This window comes from Candidatus Zixiibacteriota bacterium (assembly GCA_016933955.1).
Classification (GTDB): Bacteria; Zixibacteria; MSB-5A5; order GN15; family PGXB01; genus JAFGTT01.
Genome location: JAFGTT010000032.1, coordinates 1 through 19,981 on the forward strand (window position 1 = coordinate 1; position 19,981 = coordinate 19,981).

At 50.4% G+C, this 19,981-nt stretch carries 25 protein-coding genes and 1 tRNA gene; all 26 read right to left on the minus strand.

Features of this window, described 5'->3' with window-relative positions:
• Positions 1–92: 92 nt before the first annotated feature.
• A tRNA-Ser gene (locus tag JXQ28_11245) sits at positions 93–182 on the minus strand.
• Between the two features lie 87 nt (positions 183–269).
• Positions 270–683, minus strand: a complete 414-nt coding sequence (locus tag JXQ28_11250) for a response regulator (GenBank protein MBN2278307.1) — start codon at positions 681–683, stop codon at positions 270–272.
• A gap of 7 nt (positions 684–690) precedes the next feature.
• On the minus strand, positions 691–1,107 hold the full coding sequence (locus JXQ28_11255) for a response regulator (GenBank protein MBN2278308.1): 417 nt from the start codon (positions 1,105–1,107) through the stop codon (positions 691–693).
• A 41-nt stretch (positions 1,108–1,148) separates the two neighbouring features.
• Positions 1,149–1,541 carry a hypothetical protein gene (locus JXQ28_11260; GenBank protein ID MBN2278309.1) on the minus strand — a complete coding sequence of 131 codons (393 nt, stop codon included), beginning with the start codon at positions 1,539–1,541 and terminating at the stop codon, positions 1,149–1,151.
• Positions 1,538–1,894, minus strand: a complete 357-nt coding sequence (locus JXQ28_11265) for a response regulator (protein ID MBN2278310.1) — start codon at positions 1,892–1,894, stop codon at positions 1,538–1,540. Before JXQ28_11265 ends, JXQ28_11260 begins: the two co-directional genes overlap by 4 nt.
• The gene (locus JXQ28_11270; protein ID MBN2278311.1) at positions 1,872–3,662 is read right to left on the minus strand and encodes a PAS domain-containing protein; all 1,791 of its coding nucleotides are present in this window, start codon (positions 3,660–3,662) and stop codon (positions 1,872–1,874) included. Before JXQ28_11270 ends, JXQ28_11265 begins: the two co-directional genes overlap by 23 nt.
• Positions 3,659–4,537 (minus strand): GAF domain-containing protein, encoded by an 879-nt coding sequence (locus JXQ28_11275; GenBank protein MBN2278312.1) that lies wholly within the window; start codon positions 4,535–4,537, stop codon positions 3,659–3,661. The genes JXQ28_11270 and JXQ28_11275 overlap by 4 nt, the downstream gene beginning before the upstream one ends.
• A complete protein-coding gene (locus JXQ28_11280; protein MBN2278313.1) occupies positions 4,527–5,123 on the minus strand; it encodes a hypothetical protein in 597 nt (198 codons plus the stop codon). Before JXQ28_11280 ends, JXQ28_11275 begins: the two co-directional genes overlap by 11 nt.
• A gap of 2 nt (positions 5,124–5,125) precedes the next feature.
• Positions 5,126–5,644, minus strand: coding sequence for a PilZ domain-containing protein (locus tag JXQ28_11285; protein MBN2278314.1), 519 nt, complete (start codon positions 5,642–5,644; stop codon positions 5,126–5,128).
• A gap of 7 nt (positions 5,645–5,651) precedes the next feature.
• Positions 5,652–6,398, minus strand: a complete 747-nt coding sequence (locus JXQ28_11290; protein ID MBN2278315.1) for a PilZ domain-containing protein — start codon at positions 6,396–6,398, stop codon at positions 5,652–5,654.
• Positions 6,398–7,147, minus strand: a complete 750-nt coding sequence (locus JXQ28_11295) for a PilZ domain-containing protein (GenBank protein ID MBN2278316.1) — start codon at positions 7,145–7,147, stop codon at positions 6,398–6,400. Before JXQ28_11295 ends, JXQ28_11290 begins: the two co-directional genes overlap by 1 nt.
• A gap of 9 nt (positions 7,148–7,156) precedes the next feature.
• Positions 7,157–8,341, minus strand: coding sequence for a DUF2225 domain-containing protein (locus JXQ28_11300; GenBank protein ID MBN2278317.1), 1,185 nt, complete (start codon positions 8,339–8,341; stop codon positions 7,157–7,159).
• A complete protein-coding gene (locus JXQ28_11305) occupies positions 8,341–8,784 on the minus strand; it encodes a hypothetical protein (GenBank protein ID MBN2278318.1) in 444 nt (147 codons plus the stop codon). The genes JXQ28_11300 and JXQ28_11305 overlap by 1 nt, the downstream gene beginning before the upstream one ends.
• 10 nt (positions 8,785–8,794) lie before the next feature.
• The gene (locus JXQ28_11310) at positions 8,795–9,100 is read right to left on the minus strand and encodes a hypothetical protein (protein ID MBN2278319.1); all 306 of its coding nucleotides are present in this window, start codon (positions 9,098–9,100) and stop codon (positions 8,795–8,797) included.
• Positions 9,101–9,112: 12 nt separating this feature from the next.
• On the minus strand, positions 9,113–9,988 hold the full coding sequence (locus JXQ28_11315; protein ID MBN2278320.1) for a FliA/WhiG family RNA polymerase sigma factor: 876 nt from the start codon (positions 9,986–9,988) through the stop codon (positions 9,113–9,115).
• 6 nt (positions 9,989–9,994) lie between these two features.
• Entirely contained in the window at positions 9,995–10,867 is an 873-nt protein-coding gene (locus JXQ28_11320; GenBank protein ID MBN2278321.1) for an AAA family ATPase, read from the minus strand.
• Positions 10,860–11,978, minus strand: coding sequence for a hypothetical protein (locus tag JXQ28_11325; protein MBN2278322.1), 1,119 nt, complete (start codon positions 11,976–11,978; stop codon positions 10,860–10,862). The genes JXQ28_11320 and JXQ28_11325 overlap by 8 nt, the downstream gene beginning before the upstream one ends.
• Complete coding sequence (gene flhA / locus JXQ28_11330) at positions 11,968–14,043, minus strand: flagellar biosynthesis protein FlhA (protein ID MBN2278323.1); 2,076 nt, start codon at positions 14,041–14,043, stop codon at positions 11,968–11,970. Before flhA ends, JXQ28_11325 begins: the two co-directional genes overlap by 11 nt.
• The gene (gene flhB, locus JXQ28_11335; GenBank protein ID MBN2278324.1) at positions 14,044–15,114 is read right to left on the minus strand and encodes a flagellar biosynthesis protein FlhB; all 1,071 of its coding nucleotides are present in this window, start codon (positions 15,112–15,114) and stop codon (positions 14,044–14,046) included.
• Positions 15,115–15,123: 9 nt separating this feature from the next.
• Positions 15,124–15,918: a flagellar type III secretion system protein FliR gene (gene fliR / locus JXQ28_11340; protein MBN2278325.1), complete on the minus strand. Its 795-nt coding sequence runs from the start codon at positions 15,916–15,918 to the stop codon at positions 15,124–15,126.
• Between the two features lie 192 nt (positions 15,919–16,110).
• On the minus strand, positions 16,111–16,374 hold the full coding sequence (gene fliQ / locus JXQ28_11345; protein ID MBN2278326.1) for a flagellar biosynthesis protein FliQ: 264 nt from the start codon (positions 16,372–16,374) through the stop codon (positions 16,111–16,113).
• A gap of 10 nt (positions 16,375–16,384) precedes the next feature.
• Entirely contained in the window at positions 16,385–17,134 is a 750-nt protein-coding gene (gene fliP, locus JXQ28_11350) for a flagellar type III secretion system pore protein FliP (protein ID MBN2278327.1), read from the minus strand.
• Positions 17,135–17,197: 63 nt separating this feature from the next.
• Complete coding sequence (locus JXQ28_11355) at positions 17,198–17,803, minus strand: flagellar biosynthetic protein FliO (protein ID MBN2278328.1); 606 nt, start codon at positions 17,801–17,803, stop codon at positions 17,198–17,200.
• Positions 17,800–18,420, minus strand: a complete 621-nt coding sequence (fliN, locus tag JXQ28_11360; protein MBN2278329.1) for a flagellar motor switch protein FliN — start codon at positions 18,418–18,420, stop codon at positions 17,800–17,802. The genes JXQ28_11355 and fliN overlap by 4 nt, the downstream gene beginning before the upstream one ends.
• 6 nt (positions 18,421–18,426) lie before the next feature.
• A complete protein-coding gene (gene fliM, locus JXQ28_11365) occupies positions 18,427–19,425 on the minus strand; it encodes a flagellar motor switch protein FliM (protein MBN2278330.1) in 999 nt (332 codons plus the stop codon).
• A 19-nt stretch (positions 19,426–19,444) separates the two neighbouring features.
• Entirely contained in the window at positions 19,445–19,969 is a 525-nt protein-coding gene (locus JXQ28_11370; GenBank protein ID MBN2278331.1) for a flagellar basal body-associated FliL family protein, read from the minus strand.
• Positions 19,970–19,981 lie beyond the last annotated feature (12 nt).

Here is a 19,981-nt window from a genome sequence, read left to right on the forward strand (position 1 = left end):
ATACAATACCTCCTTCAAGGTGATTATACGCCAATCTGTAAACCATCTGCCCGGAATGAACTGTAAAGGATGTGCTCGGAATATACCATTTATGGCGGAGAGGCTGGGATTCGAACCCAGGGACCCCGTTAAGGGTCAACTGCTTAGCAGGCAGCTGCCTTCGGCCGCTCGGCCACCTCTCCTCCGAAAATGAAATCCTAATATAAAGGAAATTACCGCGAATTCAAGATATTTTTGTGCCCCGTCTCGACAGGCTTCGGGTATGGCTATCAGGCTATGGAAGACGCCTTGGAGGAATTGTCTTTCTCTTCAAAAAACCGCCAGCAAACCCGCTGGATAATCAAAACCAGATCCTGACTTGAAACCGGTTTGGTAATAAATTCATCAGCCCCCAGGCGGAATGATTTGCGAAGCGATTCCGGGTCGCTCTGACCGGTAATCATAAGCATTCGAATTTCAGGATATTCTTTCTTGGCGAATGTTAAAACATCGAATCCGTCTATTCCCGGCATAACTACATCGCAGACGACAATATTCGGCCGCCACTCTTTGATTATCTCGATGGCATCGCCGCCATTCCCGGCGCTTTTCACCTGAAAACCGGAACGTATCAGCACGCCGGAAAAAAGATCGGCTGTTGGCGGTTCGTCATCGACCACCAGCACTTTTAAATTTTTGTTCATGAATTTATTATCCACCCGCTTTTTCAAAAGTGGCTATAACTTCATCAACGAAATTTTCCATCAGCACCGGCTTGTACAAAAGCGAACTGGCGCCCTGAACACCGGCCTGCCGGACCAGGCGCTCGGTGGCATTGCCGGTGATAACGATAACCGGCAGATGCGGTCGCAATTGCTTTATTCTGGTAACGGCATCGACCCCCGACATCTCCGGCATTATCAGATCCATGGTTACCAGATCGAAATCGGTATGTTCGATTTTTTCAATCGCCTCGGCCCCGTTTTCGGCCATATCGACCTCGACCGAGTTAGTTATCTCGCAAAACTCCTTGAAGATATCCCGCACCCGTGGTTCATCATCCACAATCAGAACCCGAAACGGTTTCCCGCGCTGGCGGGCCAGTTCTTCGATCTTTTTAAGTTCCATAACTCACTCTTTATAAAATCGTTAAATTTTTCACTCGTTTGTCAGAGCTTTTTATATTTACTCAGGTTTTTCTTTCGTTTTTTCATTTCGCCGATATTATGAAGGACTTCCCGGCTTATTTTCAGAATATCGTTAAGCGAGGCCTCGATCCGATCCATCCCTGGATTCGTTTCGGGCGGATTATATGCCATCTTATCCTCATTCCGGAATGTTTTTAGTATATCGCCGATCTGTTTGATAACCTCCACCGAACCGTTAATCAGGCGCGTAAATTCCGGTTCCATAAAAGCCAGGTCCTTGAGCTCGTCTTTCGACCGGGCCAGATTAATGGCCAGGTTGAGGGCCAGTATCCGCACTTCTTCGGCCTGGCTGTTTATCAGCATCAGGCAATCGTCGGCCTTTGACTTTCCGGACGTCCGTGATCGACTACTCATGTTCCCACCAATTCTTGGACCTTATCCTTCAGTTGACTGATATCCGAGGATTTCATGATATAGGCATCGGCAATCCATATACTGAAATCGGATTGATAGATGGAATAGGCGGTGTTGAGGATAACTGCCAGATCGGGATAACCGGCTTTGATTCGTTTAAGAATATCAAGGCCGCTGGCTTCATCGCCCAGTTCAATATCCAGAATGACCAGGTCAAAGCGGCTTTTGGCCAAAACCTCCAACGCCTCATCGCCCCCGGCCGCGGTCTCAACCTGGTAGCCTTCCCGTTTCAGAAAATCATTATATAATTTCCTGATATGGGCTTCGTCGTCAACGACCAGTATCTTGGGCATCTTGGTCTCCCCTTTTCTGAGGCAATTCAATATAAATCCTGGGCATATTATCGGCTGTCCCCTCAAGGCCGAAACTGCCCCCATGATATTTTATCGTCTCCCCGGCCACAATAATTGACAGTTTTTGTGTCCCGGTCGAACTTCCGAAAACCTGATGAAGCGTCCTGGCGACTTTGGCTCGATGTTTCTCCTGACCAATAAAATTGATGACAAATCGGACCGTTTCGGGGCCGGCCTCCGTCCTGAACTCGATATTGCATTCATCCGTCAGCTCTTCCACCGTCGAATTCATAAACTGATAAACGGCATGCCGCAGTTGATCGGGATTACCCCGGACCGCGAGATTATCCCCGGTCAGCTTCAATGACGGCTGTTTATGGCTGTTCCTGATACGTGACACCAGCAACTCATAGGTTTGCCTGACTAGCTGGTTGAAATCGATTTGGCGGGTTTCGGTTCGGCTGGCTCGCGAAAAATCGAGGACCTGGTGCAGGACCGACTCGGCCCGTTTAGCTTCGGATAGTATTATATTAAGATACTCGCTATGAGCCTCGTTACCCGCGGCTGAAAGCATCAGATTGGCGAATCCGCCGATAACCGTCAGGGGATTTCGTAGTTCATGGGCAATTGATGAGGTCAGTTCACCGATAATTGACATCTTTTCGATCCTGACCAGTTGTTCCTGGGAGTCGGCCAGCTGACGATTCTTCTCCTCCAATGTGGCCGCATGTTCAACCAGGTTATCATACAGCCTCGACCTTTCGATTGCCACCGCGGTATGATTGGCAAAGGTCTGCAGTAATTGCACATCGGCATCGATAATCGGCTTATGGCTGATCTGGTTATCGGCCAGAATCAAACCCAGCCGCCGGCCTTTGCTGATAATCGGCGCCATAGCCAGGTTGGCGGTTTGCAGACGGGCCAGTATTTTGCGGGACTCCTCATCCAGATCCGCCCCGACCACAGCATTTTTCCCGACTCCTTCATCAATAACGCGGCTGAAGATTGTCGGTTCCACGAGCGGAATCTGCCATCCGGAGATAAGCGATGTCAAACTGAAATCGGAGGTACTCTCTCTCTTCAGATATTCATTTAAAAATTCAATCAAAGTTCGTTGATTGCGGGATAACTGGGCCCAAATCTGACCGGCCTCTTCAGGCGACCGGGGACCGACGGCGATTTCGCCATTTAGAGTTTTATCTGTTTCGTTGATCAAAAAGAGAAAGGCCCGGTTGAATCCCAAACCCTGGTTGGCAGTCACCCCGGTCAGGATTATTTTCAACACCTGATCCAGATCGGCGGTCGAGGAAAGCGCCTCGGAGACCTGCCACATGACCGACAGTTCCTCATTGGCCTGTTCCAGTTCCGCTTTCCGGCGGTAGGATTCGGTAATATCCTGGACAATGGCCATAAAACCGATAACTGATCCATCAGCATCCCGGCGCGGACTGCAGAAAACATTGATTACTTCATAATGTCCGAGACGGTTGGTGCAATGATGTTCGTTACGATGGAAGGATTTACCGCTCAGAGAACTGTTAAAGGCCTCCATCAGCCCGCATCCGATAACCGATTCAATATCGTGGAGGGGATAACCGACAGCTTCTTCGAAACGATCGAATCCGGTAATACGAGCCGCCTCATGATTTATGTACTCGATGAAACCGTCACGGCTCACCATAAAAAATCCGAGTGGCGAGTCATCGAGCAGGGCCTTCAGACGGTCGGTCTTATCCAGAGCCGAAATTGCATCCGTAAGACTGGTCATTTCTTGACTCCCGAGGTTGATTTCTCAAGGTTGAGCATGCGGACATTTGCATCCTCCGGAATATATGGCTCCGAAACCAGGTCCTGAATATCCAGAAGTCGGCGGTTTATTTCCGCAATCCGGTTCGCTTCACCCTGTATAATCTTCAGCCGGTTGATGATGTTATCGTTTAGCCCCTTGTTGATATAAAGCAGGTATTCAACATTTCCGGTAATCACCGAAAGCGGATTGTTGACTTCATGGTTGACCGAAGCCGCCAGTTCACGAACGGCATTTAATTTTTCGATCCCGATCAACTGCTCATGGGCTTCCTGCAAATGCTGATGGGCGATTATCAACTCGGCGTTTTTCTGTTCCAGTTCTTTCAAATATATCTGCCGTTCCGCCGAAAGAGCGATTTGATAACTGAGGACTGTCAATAACTTGATATCTTTATCGCGAAAGCTGTTGCGTGTCCCGTCAACCATTATCATGATCCCGATAGACCTGTCCTTGATAATCAGCGGCAAAACCAGAACGGCTTCGTTTTGCAGATGGCGGCTGGAATCACGATGAGCGGTATTCAGAACCACCGGGGTTTTCTGCCGGCCGGCCCAGTGCAAAAAATTCTTTTCCCCGATATACTCTTCGTAAAAAGACAGGTCCAGCTTGCGTCCAAACGAGGTTATTTCGAATCCCGCTTCGCTGTGATCGGCCAGAAGACACAGGACAGCCGCCTCGAACGGAATAATCTGCTGAATCAATTCCAGGACCCTGACATAAGCGGCCCGGTCAGCCGGGGCATTACGGAAAACCGCCGCGATTTCGGCCATTAAATTTATTTTTGACCAGAATCTGCTGATCGGTTCTCCCGGGACAATATTGTCAGCTTCCAAAGTGATTCCCTCGCGTCAAGGCTTTAATTTCCCGGGACAATTCTTCCGCAACTTTTTCTTCCAAACGCCTGAAGAGTTGTCGCTTTTCATCGGCCGGGATATTCAGGGCCGGATCGAATTTATTGTCTTCTCCCGGTTGCCACTGGTCTGAGGCTTTAATATCGTAGGCTATTTCTTTGAATACCAACTGACGCTTTTTATCAAGATCAATCACCCGCAGATGACCGGAAAGAACGGCATACGCCCGATAGCGATAAAGAAGAAAAGGAAAAACCGTTACCTTCCGCAGATCCAGATCGATTCTTTCAACCGCAATATCCACCAGAAAATGTCCATCCCGTTGCTGTCCCCAGTCCAGCAGATCTTCAAAAGCCAGGTTATCGGAATTCGCCGGAAGATCCTGCCGAACCACCGGGATCCGGTTGATCGAAGCCAGGTGCAAATCAAGCCGATCTTCAAGATGGATATCGGCCCACGGACAGGCGGTTGTCTTGAGACTGACTATCACATTATCACCGGCCAGCGCCGGGATCGCCAGAAACATCAACCACAGACAGGCGGCTATGACAATTCGGTTTATCGGCATAATTATCCCTCGGCGGCCACTCTTTTGTAATAGACATATTTGTTTAACACCCTTCTCAGCCGTTCATCGAAAGATGTCAGGTTTGAACTGATCGCTTCATATTCGATTGTGGAAAAGAAATCGGTCAGATTTTCCCTGGGTATAAACTCGATTCCGATTAAATTGGAATCTTCATCCGGCTCACAGCGTTTAACAATTCCGATAATATGGTCGATCAGTTCCACTCCCTGCAAAGTCAGACTCATTATCACCAGAGTACCGTCTTCCATGGGGCTGTCACAATCGATCAGGATACCTCCGGCCGAAAGATTCAAAAGTGAAGCATGGTACACCGGCCCCTCGCCCTCCGGCCAGAACCCGCCCGATCGGTCTTTAAGGACACTGCATCCGATCGGATCGGAAATTTCCAGGCGGATATAACGGCGATTACCGTTCTTTTTCAGTTCGAATGGTTCCCGAACCGAAACCACGTTTTCGCCCGTATCGACTTCAGAAATCAATTTCGTTCTTTCTTTACTCATCCCTGATTTACTCCTGTAACTTGTTATTTCTATACTTACCGACCAGAAAAATGCTCAGGTCGTCCCGCTTTTGGTGATTGAATTCGAACAGTTTGGGCGGCAGATTTCGAATCAAACTCTGGGGTAAAATATCGCGGCAGGTTTCCTTGACCACGAATTCCACTCCGGCGTAAAAGCCATTTTCACCCTGCTGCCGGCTATGGCGAATCCGTCCCACCAGGAGTTGTGGCAATTCAATACCCTGCAGACCCAGATGCAGAATCATGAAATAATCATCGGGCAGACCCATCGGCGTCTCCACCAGAATTCCCCCGCCTCCGATATCAATCGTCTTGGTTTCGATCCATTTGAGTTTGTTAAGGCGAGCCGAGGATATACTTGCCCCGTCGAAATAGGTCAGGCGGACATTTTGATCGATAGGAATCCTCGGATATTTGCGATTTATTTCGGGATATATACGGGCCGCTACCGGAATTTGCATCCGCCCCTTCTGGGGCATGGACAGGATCGATTCGAACGCCACCGGTTCGCCCTTATATTCAAAATGCACCACAACTTTCTGATTGCCTATCAGGCTGTCTATCAACCCCTCCGATTTCGACCGGTCAATGACCAGGTTATTGCCGGACACCGCCACTACTCTTGAGGTTAGAATTCTTTCGGCGAATTGCTCCGTCCGGATTTTTACTTCCCGTCCGACAATCTCGGAATAGTCGAAATTCTTCTCGGCAATTACCGCTTCTTCGGCCTTCATCAGATCAATCCCTTCTGTCTTGCTTTAACCTGCTGGTCAAAGATGTACCGCACCAATTTATTCTGGGTCGCGCTGTCGAACCTTTTAACCTGGTCGGGTAGGGAAACCAGTTCCGTCGCGGTGAAAAACCTGGACAGTTTCTCACTGGTGATAAACTCCACTCCGGCATAATTTTCCTTCTGAATTTGGACAATCCGGCAGCAGAGAGCGGTCATCAGGCGAGGGACACCCATCTCCTCATAGCCGCGAATGCGGATCATAATTATATCATCTTTCTCGACATCATCCTCGGTTTTCACCAATAACCCGCCGGCGGAAATATTCAGTGTTTTTGATTTAACCCATTGAGGCGATCCGCCCATGAATTTTTTATCGGAACCTTTGATCAGTGTATACCTGATATCAATTTCGAAATCGATTCGGACGAAATTACGCCGTTGCATCCGCTCGAATCGCCCCAGCGGAATCAGTACCACCCGGCTGTCGCGATCGCCGGATATAATTTCAATCCGGGCCGGGAGACGATAAACGGCATCCGGTTTTTTGACCTGGACAAAAATCCTGGCCTTCGATGCCAGGAGTTTATTGCCCTCCACGAATTCCGGTTTGGATGCGATTATTTTTTGCCCCGCCAAATCCTCGATCCGGGTAACATAAAGACCCTTATCACCATTATCATCTATGACTATTTCGATTTTATCCCACACCTTCAGGGGATTATTTTTCGCCGGGGCCGTTGTCTGTACCATTACCTTACCTTATCGCGGGCTGGCTTCCGCCAGATTGCTTCTCCCCTGCTCAATGGCCAATTCCAGCAGTTTCCTGGCCAGGGCCGTGCGACTCTGATCGCCGCGGTGTTTGTGGATAAATTCTTGTCCCGTCCTGATAGTGATATTAAAATACTCCTTGGCCTGCTCATATTCCCCGATCCTCCGGGATAACTCGGCAATCAGGTACATGGCCTGGATCTGCTGATTTCCCTTGGCGATATTCCGCCCGTCTTTGTACGCTTTCACATAGTACCGTACCGCCCAGGTCAGAGCTTCCTTTTCACTGACCGGGACCCCATCCCATTTTTCCTTCAGATGAGCCAGGTAATTATGGAAGGAGTTATAGTCGTGAAATCCGGGGGTCCCGTTTTCACTCGATCCGCCCAGCGCGATACTGCGGTGCTCCCGCATGATTTGGCTAAGACCATCCAGCTTGCCCTCGATCAAAGAAACCACCTCTTTGAGTGAGGCCACTTCGACCCCGTAGCGATCCTTGTATGGGTAGAGTGTCGATCTGATATCGGCCGGAATACTCTCATCCCGGAACTGATCATCGACCGCCGCCGTGATTTCGTTGATCCGGAGATTGAATTCGTTAAGGGAAATTTTCAGCTCGGCGTACTTTTCATCGAGGATGCTGATATGCCCATGCACGACCTGTATATTGTCAATGCCTCCCTGTCCCATCTCCCGGAAAATCCAGCCGATCCTCAGGTAAAACCGGCCCAGATCGAGATCGTCCGGCTTGTCGTTGAGTTGCTCATCGAATATGGCCAGAAGCAGTTTGAGAATGGCGGTTTCATTGGGATACCGGTTCGGGTCCATTTCGGCGCTGATGGCCTTGATTATCGAATCGGCCCGGGCCAGTTGCTCCAGATGGCGTTCCTTGATCGGTTTCAACCGGTACGTCTTGAAATAGGCATCGTCTTTCCATTCCTTGAAGCGATTGTTGAATTCCCGCGTATAAAAGCAGTTGGAGCAGGTCGTCGTAAAGAATAACAGCGGATTGTACTGCTGGTACCGGGGATTCCGCCAGGTTCGGTTCATGGGGCAGAAATCGGTATCACTTTCTGACTCCGTGTAGGCGCCCACCTTTATGGTCTCGAATTCGTTCAGTGTCTTGCAGATCGGGCATTCCACTTTGGTCAGAAAAAGCGGTGATTCGGATGTCATTATCTACTCCTCCCTGCACCTTGAAAATTAAGATTCTGTTTAATCATTGAAAATCCGCCGTCCGCAGCCGGCGGTGACCCGGCCTGATGGCGCTCCTTGCCCGCCAGAATGTCTTGGGCCATCCGGATAATCTCCTGCCGGTCGCGTCCCCCGGGTCGATTGCCCGAAGGTAAATTCCCGCCGGACATACGCGGCCGCGCGGCGGCTTCCCGAAGGTTGACAAATTCGAAATCGGGAACAGCCGGCCTTTCCGCCGGTCGGGAATCTTCAATTGTCTGGTTTTTTATATATCCTGATTTTTCGATTACCGTCGGGCAGTTAACCCGCACCGGCCGGCGGAATATGGAACGGATCACCAGCATCAGTGAACCCGCCGCCAGGAAGCCGGCGGCATTCAAACTTATGTCAATCAATTGACCTGTCGAAATTCCTATTTCCATCATATCCTCGCTCTCATGCTTTGAGATCCAGATGGCGCGGTTCGTCGGTCCCGTCGTCTTCCGAATCATCATCACCTTCCCTGTATTCACCTTTTTTAAATTTCTTTTTTTCTTTTTCTTTCTCCTGGTCCTTGCTGATAATCACCAGATCGCTTTTTTCGGCTTCCTGGGCCTTTTCGGTACCGGCGGCGGTCTTTTCCTTGAGACTTGATGCCGCCTGGCGCTGATCCATTTCGGACCCGGCCTTTTGAATCTGGTCATGTTTCCTGACCAGCTCGGTTTTGGCCAGAGCATCGGCAAGTTCGATCGCCTGTACCATATCGGTACCTCCTCAGCCGCTCAAGGCAAATCGCTCCTTGATCATCCCCCGTAACTTGACCACCGCCTTGGTATGTATCTGTGATACCCGCGATTCGGAAATCGACATCACTTCACCGATTTCTTTCAAGGTCAATTCTTCAAAATAATAAAGAGCAATTACCAGTTTTTCCTGCTCGGTCAGACGGTCGATGGCCGTCACGAGAAAAGCGCGAAGTTCGCTCTTTTCCAGATCGCCGAGGGCCGACTGCTGATTGGTTTCTCTTATCGTTTCAATCCGAGGAACCTGGTGGTTATCCTCTTCTTTATATATCGTCTCATCCAGCGAAAGCAGGCTGGCACAGGAAACATCGCCCATCGCCGTCATCAACTCCTTCATCGAATAACCGAGCTTCTCCGCTACTTCATCATTGGACGGCATCCGACCGAAATCATTTCCCAGAGCCACAATGGCCCGCTCGATCTCCCGGGATCGGGCCCGGGTTGAACGCGGCACCCAATCCAGAGCGCGCAATTCATCCAGTATGGCACCGCGGATACGCGGTACAGCGTATGTTTCGAACTTGACACCGCGATCCGGATCGAAATTCCGAAAGGCTTCCACTAACCCGATCACCCCGGTGTTGATCAGATCCGACAACTCCACCGAGCGCGGAAATCCGATCGCCATTCGGCCGGCTACATTGCGTACCAGAGGCAAATACCTCCTGAGTAATTCTGCACGGGCATCGGAGCATCCGTGCCGCTGATAGCGCAGCCATTCCAGAGTATTATCCTGCTTTTTCCGGACCGGCCGGGCGGCTTCCTTGGCTTCGTAAACCGGAATCCGGCTGGTCTTCAAGCCTTTCCCGGCTACCTGTTTTGCTCGAGTTTTTTGCGTGCTAGTCATTGAATGCTATTTCCTTATATCGGCTAATAACTTTTTGGAGTTTATATCCTGTTGACCCATTATTTTTCTGCGATTAAGTTCCGTTTTTCGGACTTCCACCAGAAGTCCGGACAACCTGTTCAATTTTTCAACAGCCGTTGCCCCGGGGTAAATTTCGACGATCGGTTTCTGTTTCGCCACCGAATCAACAACATGTTGATCGTCAAACAGATAACCGGCCCCAAGGGGAATCCTGTTCAGGAACCTCTCGGAGAGAACGGTGAACTTCTGGTAGATATATTCATAATCTTCCTGCCCCCTTACCTTGTTAAGAAAAATGTATGCCAGAAAATCTTTATTTCTCGAAATGAGGTATTTAAATAACCCATAACCATCCGCAATCGAGGACCATTCCGGGTTTATTACGATCAGATTGATATCGGCCATTGATGCCACCCGGGAGACCATTTCGACCCCTCCCGAAGGTGTATCGATAAGGATGAACTCATAGTCCCCGAACAGCTTGGGGAAATCGGTAAAAAGCTTGTCGAAATCTGCCGGACGGATATCTCCAACAGTTGCACCGCATGATGGTGAGGCCAGCAAATCAAGACCGGAATTAATACGAAAAACCGCTTCGGAAACATCGACCTTGCCCTTAATCAGGTCGGAAAGAGTGTATAAAGGCGAGACATTGGCCAGAATATGAACATCTCCGAAATACCAGTCGCCGTCGAGAAGCAAACAGCGATAACCCATCCCGGCCATAATAACGACCAGATTGTAAGCCAGAACCGTTTTACCGGTGCCGCCCTTGCCCGATATAAAAGATACCACGGTTGGTCGCGTATCAACGATTTCCCCGGGTTTTACAAATTCCCGCCGCCGTTCATTATTCATAACTTCTTACCTCCAGTTTCAGAAGACGGCGGGCTATCGCGGCCGTATCCGGTGCCATCAATTTTCCCATGCCGGCCGGAGAATCCGTAATAAAAGCCAGTGGAATATTCAGGTACTCGGCCATGGTCATAATCCCTCCCCATCGATCTGTTTCATCAAGATGACTGGCGATCAGGTAATCCGGTCGCAGAACTTCGAACAAGTTGATCGCATCGATCAAGTCGTGAGAACGGGTGCCGACTGAAAAGACGAAGAAGGTGAGATCCGGCTTGATTTGTTGAATCAGGTTCTGCATTTCCCGACGATGTTCCTCATCGCGGCTGATGGCCGGAGTATCAATCAGCAGAATAGATTCCCGGCCGGATTTCTCGGCCTCTGCTTCCAATCGCCCGACCGGCAGTCCCAACAAATCCGCATACGCACCGATTTCCTCATTAGCGGATATCTTCATATGATCCAGCGACAGCAATTTGAGTTTTTGTCCGAATTTGGTACAGAGCTGGGCCGCCACCTTGCCCAGAACCGAAGTTTTTCCTGCACCTGAGGAACCAATAAAAAGCAGTTTCATTCCGGGGTGAATAGTCAGACTGGATCGGGTAATGGCCTCCAGTTCACCGAGTAATACCCCCATAGCCACCTGGTCGATATTTTTCGATTCGGCCATGTTGTCCCTGATTCCAGAGGCAATTCGGTGCGCTATTTCAACCGGGATATCGCTGTCAAGCAAGTTCAGGAAAACCGGCCTGATGGTACTGTCAAGATCGGCAAATAGATCTGGCGCCCGATGAGCACTCAGGATTTGATTCAGGGCTTGTTCCACCCTGCCCGGATCATATTCTCGTTCGGCTGCCTTTTGAGAAACCTGAATCGGGCTCCCATGCTTCGCGTTGCAGTCAGCAGTCGTTCCGGCCGTTTTAATTTTCGCCACTTTCCTGCGGTCAACCGCTTTCTCATCGATACAGGCCGTCACCTCGACTCTCTGTCCCGTCAGGCTCACCTCTTCTTCGGGGCAAACCCTGGTTTTAAGGACAATCGCGTCGCCGCCCAGTTCTTCTTTGATTTTTTTCAACGCCGCGGCAATGGTCGGCGCACCGTACGATTTAATTATCATTTTCGAAACCTACCACTCCGGTCGAGACGACCTCGACATTGTTACTGATTTCGTTATAGGACAGGACTACCAGACCGGGGTACGATGTCTCGACCAGCCGTCGCAGGGCCAGGCGAATATTGGGCGAACACAGACAGACCGGCGTATGACCGGATTCTTCCGCCCGCTCGACCTGGCGGCCAATAGCCCGGACAATCATCTCGGAATCGGCCGGTTGCAATACCAGCATCAAACCCTGCTTGGTGTTCTGGACCGAGTCGGTCAGTTTCTGCTCCACCGCTGGATTGACCGTGAAAACATGGATTTTGCTCTCATGATCCTTGTACATTTCAGTGATCCTCCGCCGCAGGGCCATCCGCACATACTCGGCAATAACATCAGCCTCCTTCGTGGCCGGATAATAATCGGTGATGGTTTCCATTATCGTTACCAGATCGCGAATCGGAATCCGTTCGGTCAGAAGCGCCTGAAGGACTTTCTGCACCACCGCCAGCGGAACCACCTCGGGAACGACGCCATTGACCAGCGAGGGCTGATCCTCCTTGAGTGTTTGTATCAGATGGCTGACATCCTGACGGGAAAGAAGTTCCGCGGCGCGCGATTTGATGATTTCGGTCAGATGCGTCGATAGAACGGCCGACGGCTCCACCAACGTGTAACCACGGGCTTCGGCCGTCTCTTTCAAATTGGGGATAATCCAGACTGCTTTCAACCCGAAGGCCGGTTCGGTCACCTCAAAACCATCCAGATGCTCGGTGACATAACCGGGATTGATGGCCAGCAGGTGATCGCTCATGATTTCATAAGCGGCCACCGGCAAACCCTTCACCTTGATGCGGTACTGGTTGGGACTGAGTTGAATATTATCACGAATTCGGATCGGCGGGACAATCAGGCCCAGTTCACCGGCCAGTTGTTTTCGAATGGTCGAAACCCGTTCCAGTAAATCGCCACCCTGGGCGACATCAACCAGAGAAATCAAACCGTAACCGATTTCCACTTCAAGAGAATCGACTTTGAGTAAATCCTCGGTCCGCTCGGCCGGGGGAGATTGAACCGCTTCCGCCGCTTTGCGCTTTTCCTCGGCCTGTTTTTTCTTCATGCTTTCATTGGTCATATATCCCACCGTCCCGATCATCAGGCCCAGCAAGATAAACGGCAGGGTCGGCATTCCGGGAACGATCCCGAACATGATCAGCATTCCGGCCGCGATCATTATCGCCCGAGGTTGACGGATCAATTGCCCGGTCAGGTCTTTACCCATATTCGAAGTCGAAGCGGCGCGCGTAACAATTATACCGGCTGCCGTGGAAACTATCAGCGCCGGAATCTGTGTCACCAGTCCGTCACCCACCGAAAGCAGGGTGTACATTCGTAATGCTTCCGAGGCCGTCTTGCCCTGCATCAGGATACCGATGACGAAACCGCCGACGACATTGATCATGGTAATCAGGATACCGGCAATGGCGTCCCCGCGAACGAATTTCGAAGCACCATCCATGGCCCCGTAAAAATCCGCCTCGCTGGCGATTTCCCGCCGGCGGGTCTTGGCCTCTTCCTCGGTAATAAGTCCGGCATTCAAATCAGCATCGATAGCCATCTGTTTGCCCGGCATGGCATCGAGGGTGAATCGGGCCGCCACTTCCGAAATACGTCCCGCACCCTTGGTGATCACCACAAACTGGATGATGACCAGGATGACAAAGACTATGAAGCCGACCACGTAGTTGCCCTGGACGACAAAATTACCGAAGGAGTTAATTACTTCGCCGGCATAACCGGTGCCGAGAATCAGCCGGGTCGAGGCCACATTCAACGCCAGGCGCAGGAGGGTTACGATAAGAAGCATGCTCGGAAAAACCGACAGGTCTAACGGTCGTTTGATATACAATGTCGAAAGAAGAATTACCAGTGAAAAGGTGATATTGAAGGCCAGGGCGAAATCGAGCAGTCCCGGCGGAACCGGAATCACCAGAACGCCGATAATCCCGACTACCGCTACCGCCAGAATAATATCTGACTTCTGCAGGACATTGTTCAGAAAAGATCCGTTATTAATATTCATTTACGACACCTTTTCCTGTTTCTGGCGATACACAAAGGCCAGGACCTCGGCTACCGCGCGGTACAACTGCGATGGCACATAGGAACCGATTTCACACATATTGAACAGCGACCGCGCCAGCGGTTTGTTTTCCACAATCGGCACTCCGGCTTCGCGGGCAATATCCTTGATTCTCTGTGCCAGCAGGCGCTCACCCTTGGCCACCACCATCGGGGCATCCATTTCCGTCTGATCATATTTCAGCGCTACCGCCAAGTGCGTCGGGTTGGTAATCACCACGTCTGCCTTCGGAACCTCCTGCATCATGCGACGGCGGGACATCTCCCGCTGAATCCTCCGGATCCGTCCTTTGATCTGCGGCGACCCCTCACTTTCTTTCATCTCTTCCCGGATTTCCTGTTTTGACATGCGGATCGATTTTTCGAAATCATACTTCTGATAAGCGTAATCCAGAAGGGCCAGAAGGAGAATAACGCCGCCGACCTGGAGAACCGTCTTGAGGGCCATCTTCCCCATCGCCGCGGCAAAAATCGAGGCCGAGGTGTCGGAGAGCAGAAAGAATGTGTCCATCTGCGATTTGATCACCAGGTAACCAACTGCCGCAATCAGAAGAATTTTGATTACATCGCGGGCAAGCTGGAACAACGACCGGGCGGAGAACAAACGCTTGATGCCGCTGACCGGATTCAACCGGTCGGTTTTCGGCTCCAGGGGTTTACTGGTGAACATAACCCCCACCTGGAGGATATTGACCCCATAGGCAATCAGCGTCAGCATAATCAGAATCGGGCCGAGAAGAAGGAAGAAATTGATGATGTTATGGTTGAATAAACTCACTATCGAGTCGAAATCGGCCGCCAGTGCAGGAGCCTCGTTAAAAATATAAATCGACATCTGTTCGAGTTGATTGGCCAGAAGCGGACCAAGAAAATATATGGTCATGATTCCCAAACAGAGGATCACCGCCGAATTGAGCTCCATGGAGCGGGCCACCCGACCCTCTTCCTTGGCTTTCTGACGTCGGCGCGGTGTCGCGCGCTCGGTTCGTTCCTGAAATTGATCTTCCGCCATGACTGCCTTTTACACCGTTCCAATTGCGAACAAAACCCGGGCTATTTCCGTATCGAGGAAAAAGACCGTTTTTTCGACCATAAATCTGAAAACCGGTAACGCCGCCGCCAGAACCAGAAGGCCGATTGCAATTTTTATGGGAATACCAACAATAAATATATTCATCTGCGGTACTGTTCGGGCTACCACCCCCAAAGTTACCGATGTCAAAAAGAGGGTGATGATTACCGGGGCGGCGATCTTGATGGCAATGACAAAGGTATAGCCCGAATAACGGATCAGCATCTCCCCCGCCGAGCCAGCGAAATTAAACACCCCGATCGGAACCGCCCGATAGCTGTCGGCGAAAGCTGAGATAATAGCATGATGTCCGTTGATGGCCAGGAAAATAAGAATCGCCACCAGGTGCCAGAATTCCCCGATAATCGAAATTTGTGAATTCGATTCGGGGTCCAAAACCGTCGCCATCATCAAACCGATCTGATAACCGACAATATGCCCGGCCATTTTAATGGCAATGAAAACAAACGAGAAAAACCACCCGATTATGAAACCCACCAGGAGTTCCTTGGCCGCCATCAATCCCAGCAACCAGACCGAGTTTATCTCCGGCAGGTTGACCTCACCCACCACCGGAACCAGAACTACCGCCAATACCACCGCAAAGGCGGCTTTGACCAATCTGGGGATCGAGTCGTGACCGATTATGGGGGCGGCGATGAACAATCCGCCGGCCCGGAAGGCTATCAGCAGGAAGGTTTCCAGTTTGGCGGCTGTGAAGGTTACAAAATCAAACAATTCCATTACCTACAATTCGGGTTACTCGTCAAGTCTTTAATCAAGCTTTATGCCAACCCGATCGGGCCGCTTTATAATTATGTAATTTATTGGGATCTAACGAATTATGACGGCGGCTTGAATTCCTGGCGGGAGCCTGTAGACCGCCGATGGGAAAGGATTGCCATACTCGAAAGAAAAGTTTTCGCCGGCCACCTCCTAAAGTGTCGGAATGATGTTATAAATGCGATTGGTGAAATCAATTATAATATTCATTATCCAGGGGAGGAAAATAATCAGAGCCACCGCTACGGCCACTATTTTAGGGATAAAGGTCAACGTCATTTCATGAACCTGGGTTATAGCTTGAAGGATGGATATTATCAAACCCACCAAAAGTCCGGCCAGAAGCATCGGTGCCGATACCAGAAGCATCGTCAGTACCGCCTCGCGGGCGATCGTAATTACCAATTCTGGAGTCATCTCGACCTCTTCAATAAAATGATCCGACCAGCGACTTGACCAACAGATACCAGCCATCCACCAGGACAAACAACAATATCTTAAAAGGCAGCGAGATCATAATCGGCGGCAACATCATCATTCCCATCGACATCAAAACCGATGAGACAATCATGTCTATAATCAGAAAGGGAATGAATATCAAAAAGGATATCTGGAAACCCGTCCGCAACTCCGATATGACAAATCCCGGTATCAATATATGCAGCGGTAAATCTTCCGGCGTCTGGGGTTGCTCCATACCTGCGAGGTTGACAAAAAGAGCAATATCCTTCTCATTGGTCTGGGACAGCATGAATTCCCGGAACGGAGTCATACCTTTATCAAAGGCTTCTTCTTTGGTAATCTTTTCATCCAGGTACGGTTTTAATCCGTCGGTGTATGCTTTATTGGCCACCGGACTGATAATAAAGAAAGTCAGAATCAGGGCCAGCGAGACCAGGAGTTGATTCGGCGGCAACTGCTGTGTTCCCATCGCCTGCCGCAAAAACCCGAGGACCACGATCAACCGGATGAAGGAGGTCAACATCAGGAGAATCGATGGCGCCAGAGTCAGGACCGTCAGAAGCAGTATAATTTGCAGGGTGGTGGAAAGGTCACCCGGCGAGGACGATTCCCCCAGTTGGACCGACAATTTGGGGATTGATTGCGCCTGGCTGACCGATGTCAGGCATATCAGGCAGAACGAGAGCAAGACAATTTTAGTTATTCTATGTCTCATATTCATCCAATGAGCTTTTTTTAAATCCAATTTAAGCCGGCCATTTGGACGGCAGCTAAAATATCAGACCGTCTGTGGTCTATCGGACGTGACCGATGTCAGGTCCGCCCCGGCTTTTCCCATGCCAAGGCTCATCATACGATTCCCGGCCGCCTTCAGAAGACTCCGGAAACTTGGCCCCATTTTCTCCGCCGATCCCAGGGCCAGAATTTTTGCGGTCTCCTCCGGATTCAATTCGGCCAGAATATTGATTCCGGATTCCGCCGAACCAACCAGGACCGCCCGATCATAAAAACGGACCAGTGAAATCGATTTCTTTTGCTCCAGGTAGGTCGTTTCGATGACCTCAATCAGCTTCCGGTTTCCATTGCCCGAGAATTTCCGACCCATCATCCGTCGCAGGATAAAAACGAATCCGTAGATTCCGGCGACCACCACCACCAGCGCCCCCAGCAATTTGATCAATGACCAGGCCACCGAATCCTGGAAAACCGGAGTGGTAGGCGAAGTTGTCCCATCACCGGATACCGATGCCGTCTCCTCCAAACCGGTCGCCGTCGTCCCGGTGGTATTCGCCCTGGCACCATCGAAATGCGTCGAGATATAGGCCCCGGCGCTGATAATCAGCACTATTATTATCAGAACCAGTTTTTTATTCTTGGTACTCATGCCAGGTTCTTCAACCTTTCCTCGGGTGATACCAGCTGGGTAATCCGGAGACCGAAGCTCTCCTCGACCACCACCACTTCACCCCGGGCCACACATTTTTTGTTCACCAGCAGATCGACCGGCTCACCGACCAGTTTGTCCAGTTCGACAATAGAGCCCGGACCAAGAGCCAGAATATCTGAAATCCTCATCCGGGTTCGTCCCAGTTCAATCGAAACCGGCAAATCGACATCCATCAATAAGTCAATATTGCGGGGAGTCTGGTTTTCGGATTGCATCGACAACTGCTGGAAATCGGCCTGATGGACCTCGGGCTGAAGCTGCTCCGGCATATCATCGGTCATTCCATCAGCCGCGGACCCGAGAGCATTATCGATAGCTTCCTGACTTAAAAGCTCCGATCCTTCCCCTGAATTATCATCACCTTCATCCGCGGAGGATTCATCGGGCGAGGATTCGGACTCGTCTCCGGCATCGCCGGCGCCCATCGCCAGCATTTCCTTTTCTTCGGGAGTCGGCTCATTGCCCGACTCCTGCCCTGAAACGGCGTCGTCTTTGATTTCCTCATCCGAGGGATTTCCATCCATAGGCAAATTTATCCCGTTTTTTTCATCCATGCGCGATCACTCCTTCTCTATGACCGGATATATTTCCAATATCTGGCCGGCCCTTCTTTTTCCAAGCAAACCCGGCCGGCATAAATATTTCTTTTTCCCCGCCACCATCACCTCGGCTGACTCATTAATCTTGGAATCGGTCGCTACGATATCGCCGATCTTCAATTCCAGGAACTCCCGCATTTTCAGCTTTGTTTTGGCCAGCGAAATAGCCACCTCGATATCTACATCCTGTATATTATCACGATTTTTCTCGGTACTTTCGCCGATATTCCTTTTCTTGGTGGCGTCGATCCAGTTCTGGGCCGACAGTTTCTCCATCACCGGTTCCAGCGATACATAAGGATAACAAATCGTTATCAAGCCGGTCGATTTGAACAGCTTCAATTGCAGTGAAACCACAATCACCGTTTCGCCGGCCGGTATAATTTGCATAAATTGCGGATTGGTTTCGAATGATTTCTGCTCGACCTCGATCGGCGCGATATTCCGCCATGATTTTTCCAGGTCGCCGTATATTTTACGCGTGATTTTGGACATTACCGTCTTTTCGATCCCGCTCAACTCCCGCTCGATTTCAAGACTTTTCTCCCCTCCGCCGAAAATGCGATCGATAAAAGCAAAGGACAGGGTCGGGTTATAATCCAGAATACACAATCCTTCCAGAGGTTTAGCGGAAAAGGTATAGGAACAGGACGGTGTCACCAGCGACATCACATACTCCGAATAATTGATCTGATCGACCGATACCAGATCGACATCAACCATACTCCGCAGAGCGGTCGAAAGAGTCGAACTGATATGACCGGCAAAGTTATCATGAATGTTTTCCAGCGTCCTCACCTGGTCTTTGGATACCCGGTTGGGATGCTTGAAATCATAGGTGACGACGGTTCGGGCCAGTTCCTCCGAAGCTATCGGTGTAAGTTCCGGCTGTTCCGACGGACTCGCCGTTACGGTCGTCAACAAGGCATCGATTTCGTCTTGTGATAATATCTTCGCCACGGTCTATCTCCCCTTCACCTTACTGAAGGATAAAATCGGTAAAATATACTGCCTGCAGGTCATTGATCTGAAGAAGCTGCTCCGTCCGCTTCTTGATCTGATACCGCGTGATCTCTTTCTGTTTGGCATCGGAAAGCTGCTCGATGGTTTTGGAGCCCAGGATAGTTATCAGGGCATCCTTGATAACCGGTTCCCGCTTTTCAAGCAGTGCCAGAGTTTCTTTGGAGCCCACATCGAAACCGATCGAAACCGAAAGGAACCTGGTTCCGCCCGTTCCCGAGGGGTTGACGATAATATCCTGCATCATATAGACTTCGGATACTCCGGCGGGCTTTTTGGCTTCCTCACCTTTATGCTCCTCGCTCTTCGCCGCCTCCGGTTCCTTGGTCGAGGAGCCCGTCAGCCTGGTCCCGGCAAAATAACCACCGACCGCCATTATGACGGCGATGATGAGATAGATAATTATCGGCGAGCTTTTCTTGCTTTTGCCGGCCGCTCCTTCTTCGGCCAGAGCGGTTTCGTCGCCCAGTTTGTCATCAGCCATATTATTCCATCC

Bases quoted from the DNA above. Each gene is read 5' to 3' on its own strand.
- JXQ28_11250 (MBN2278307.1), bottom strand. From the start codon at position 683: ATGAACAAAAATTTAAAAGTGCTGGTGGTCGATGACGAACCGCCAACA.
- JXQ28_11255 (MBN2278308.1), bottom strand. From the start codon at position 1,107: ATGGAACTTAAAAAGATCGAAGAACTGGCCCGCCAGCGCGGGAAACCG.
- JXQ28_11260 (MBN2278309.1), bottom strand. From the start codon at position 1,541: ATGAGTAGTCGATCACGGACGTCCGGAAAGTCAAAGGCCGACGATTGC.
- JXQ28_11265 (MBN2278310.1), bottom strand. From the start codon at position 1,894: ATGCCCAAGATACTGGTCGTTGACGACGAAGCCCATATCAGGAAATTA.
- JXQ28_11270 (MBN2278311.1), bottom strand. From the start codon at position 3,662: ATGACCAGTCTTACGGATGCAATTTCGGCTCTGGATAAGACCGACCGT.
- JXQ28_11280 (MBN2278313.1), bottom strand. From the start codon at position 5,123: ATGCCGATAAACCGAATTGTCATAGCCGCCTGTCTGTGGTTGATGTTT.
- JXQ28_11285 (MBN2278314.1), bottom strand. From the start codon at position 5,644: ATGAGTAAAGAAAGAACGAAATTGATTTCTGAAGTCGATACGGGCGAA.
- JXQ28_11290 (MBN2278315.1), bottom strand. From the start codon at position 6,398: ATGAAGGCCGAAGAAGCGGTAATTGCCGAGAAGAATTTCGACTATTCC.
- JXQ28_11295 (MBN2278316.1), bottom strand. From the start codon at position 7,147: ATGGTACAGACAACGGCCCCGGCGAAAAATAATCCCCTGAAGGTGTGG.
- JXQ28_11300 (MBN2278317.1), bottom strand. From the start codon at position 8,341: ATGACATCCGAATCACCGCTTTTTCTGACCAAAGTGGAATGCCCGATC.
- JXQ28_11305 (MBN2278318.1), bottom strand. From the start codon at position 8,784: ATGATGGAAATAGGAATTTCGACAGGTCAATTGATTGACATAAGTTTG.
- JXQ28_11310 (MBN2278319.1), bottom strand. From the start codon at position 9,100: ATGGTACAGGCGATCGAACTTGCCGATGCTCTGGCCAAAACCGAGCTG.
- JXQ28_11315 (MBN2278320.1), bottom strand. From the start codon at position 9,988: ATGACTAGCACGCAAAAAACTCGAGCAAAACAGGTAGCCGGGAAAGGC.
- JXQ28_11320 (MBN2278321.1), bottom strand. From the start codon at position 10,867: ATGAATAATGAACGGCGGCGGGAATTTGTAAAACCCGGGGAAATCGTT.
- JXQ28_11325 (MBN2278322.1), bottom strand. From the start codon at position 11,978: ATGATAATTAAATCGTACGGTGCGCCGACCATTGCCGCGGCGTTGAAA.
- flhA (MBN2278323.1), bottom strand. From the start codon at position 14,043: ATGAATATTAATAACGGATCTTTTCTGAACAATGTCCTGCAGAAGTCA.
- flhB (MBN2278324.1), bottom strand. From the start codon at position 15,114: ATGGCGGAAGATCAATTTCAGGAACGAACCGAGCGCGCGACACCGCGC.
- fliR (MBN2278325.1), bottom strand. From the start codon at position 15,918: ATGGAATTGTTTGATTTTGTAACCTTCACAGCCGCCAAACTGGAAACC.
- fliQ (MBN2278326.1), bottom strand. From the start codon at position 16,374: ATGACTCCAGAATTGGTAATTACGATCGCCCGCGAGGCGGTACTGACG.
- fliP (MBN2278327.1), bottom strand. From the start codon at position 17,134: ATGAGACATAGAATAACTAAAATTGTCTTGCTCTCGTTCTGCCTGATA.
- JXQ28_11355 (MBN2278328.1), bottom strand. From the start codon at position 17,803: ATGAGTACCAAGAATAAAAAACTGGTTCTGATAATAATAGTGCTGATT.
- fliN (MBN2278329.1), bottom strand. From the start codon at position 18,420: ATGGATGAAAAAAACGGGATAAATTTGCCTATGGATGGAAATCCCTCG.
- JXQ28_11370 (MBN2278331.1), bottom strand. From the start codon at position 19,969: ATGGCTGATGACAAACTGGGCGACGAAACCGCTCTGGCCGAAGAAGGA.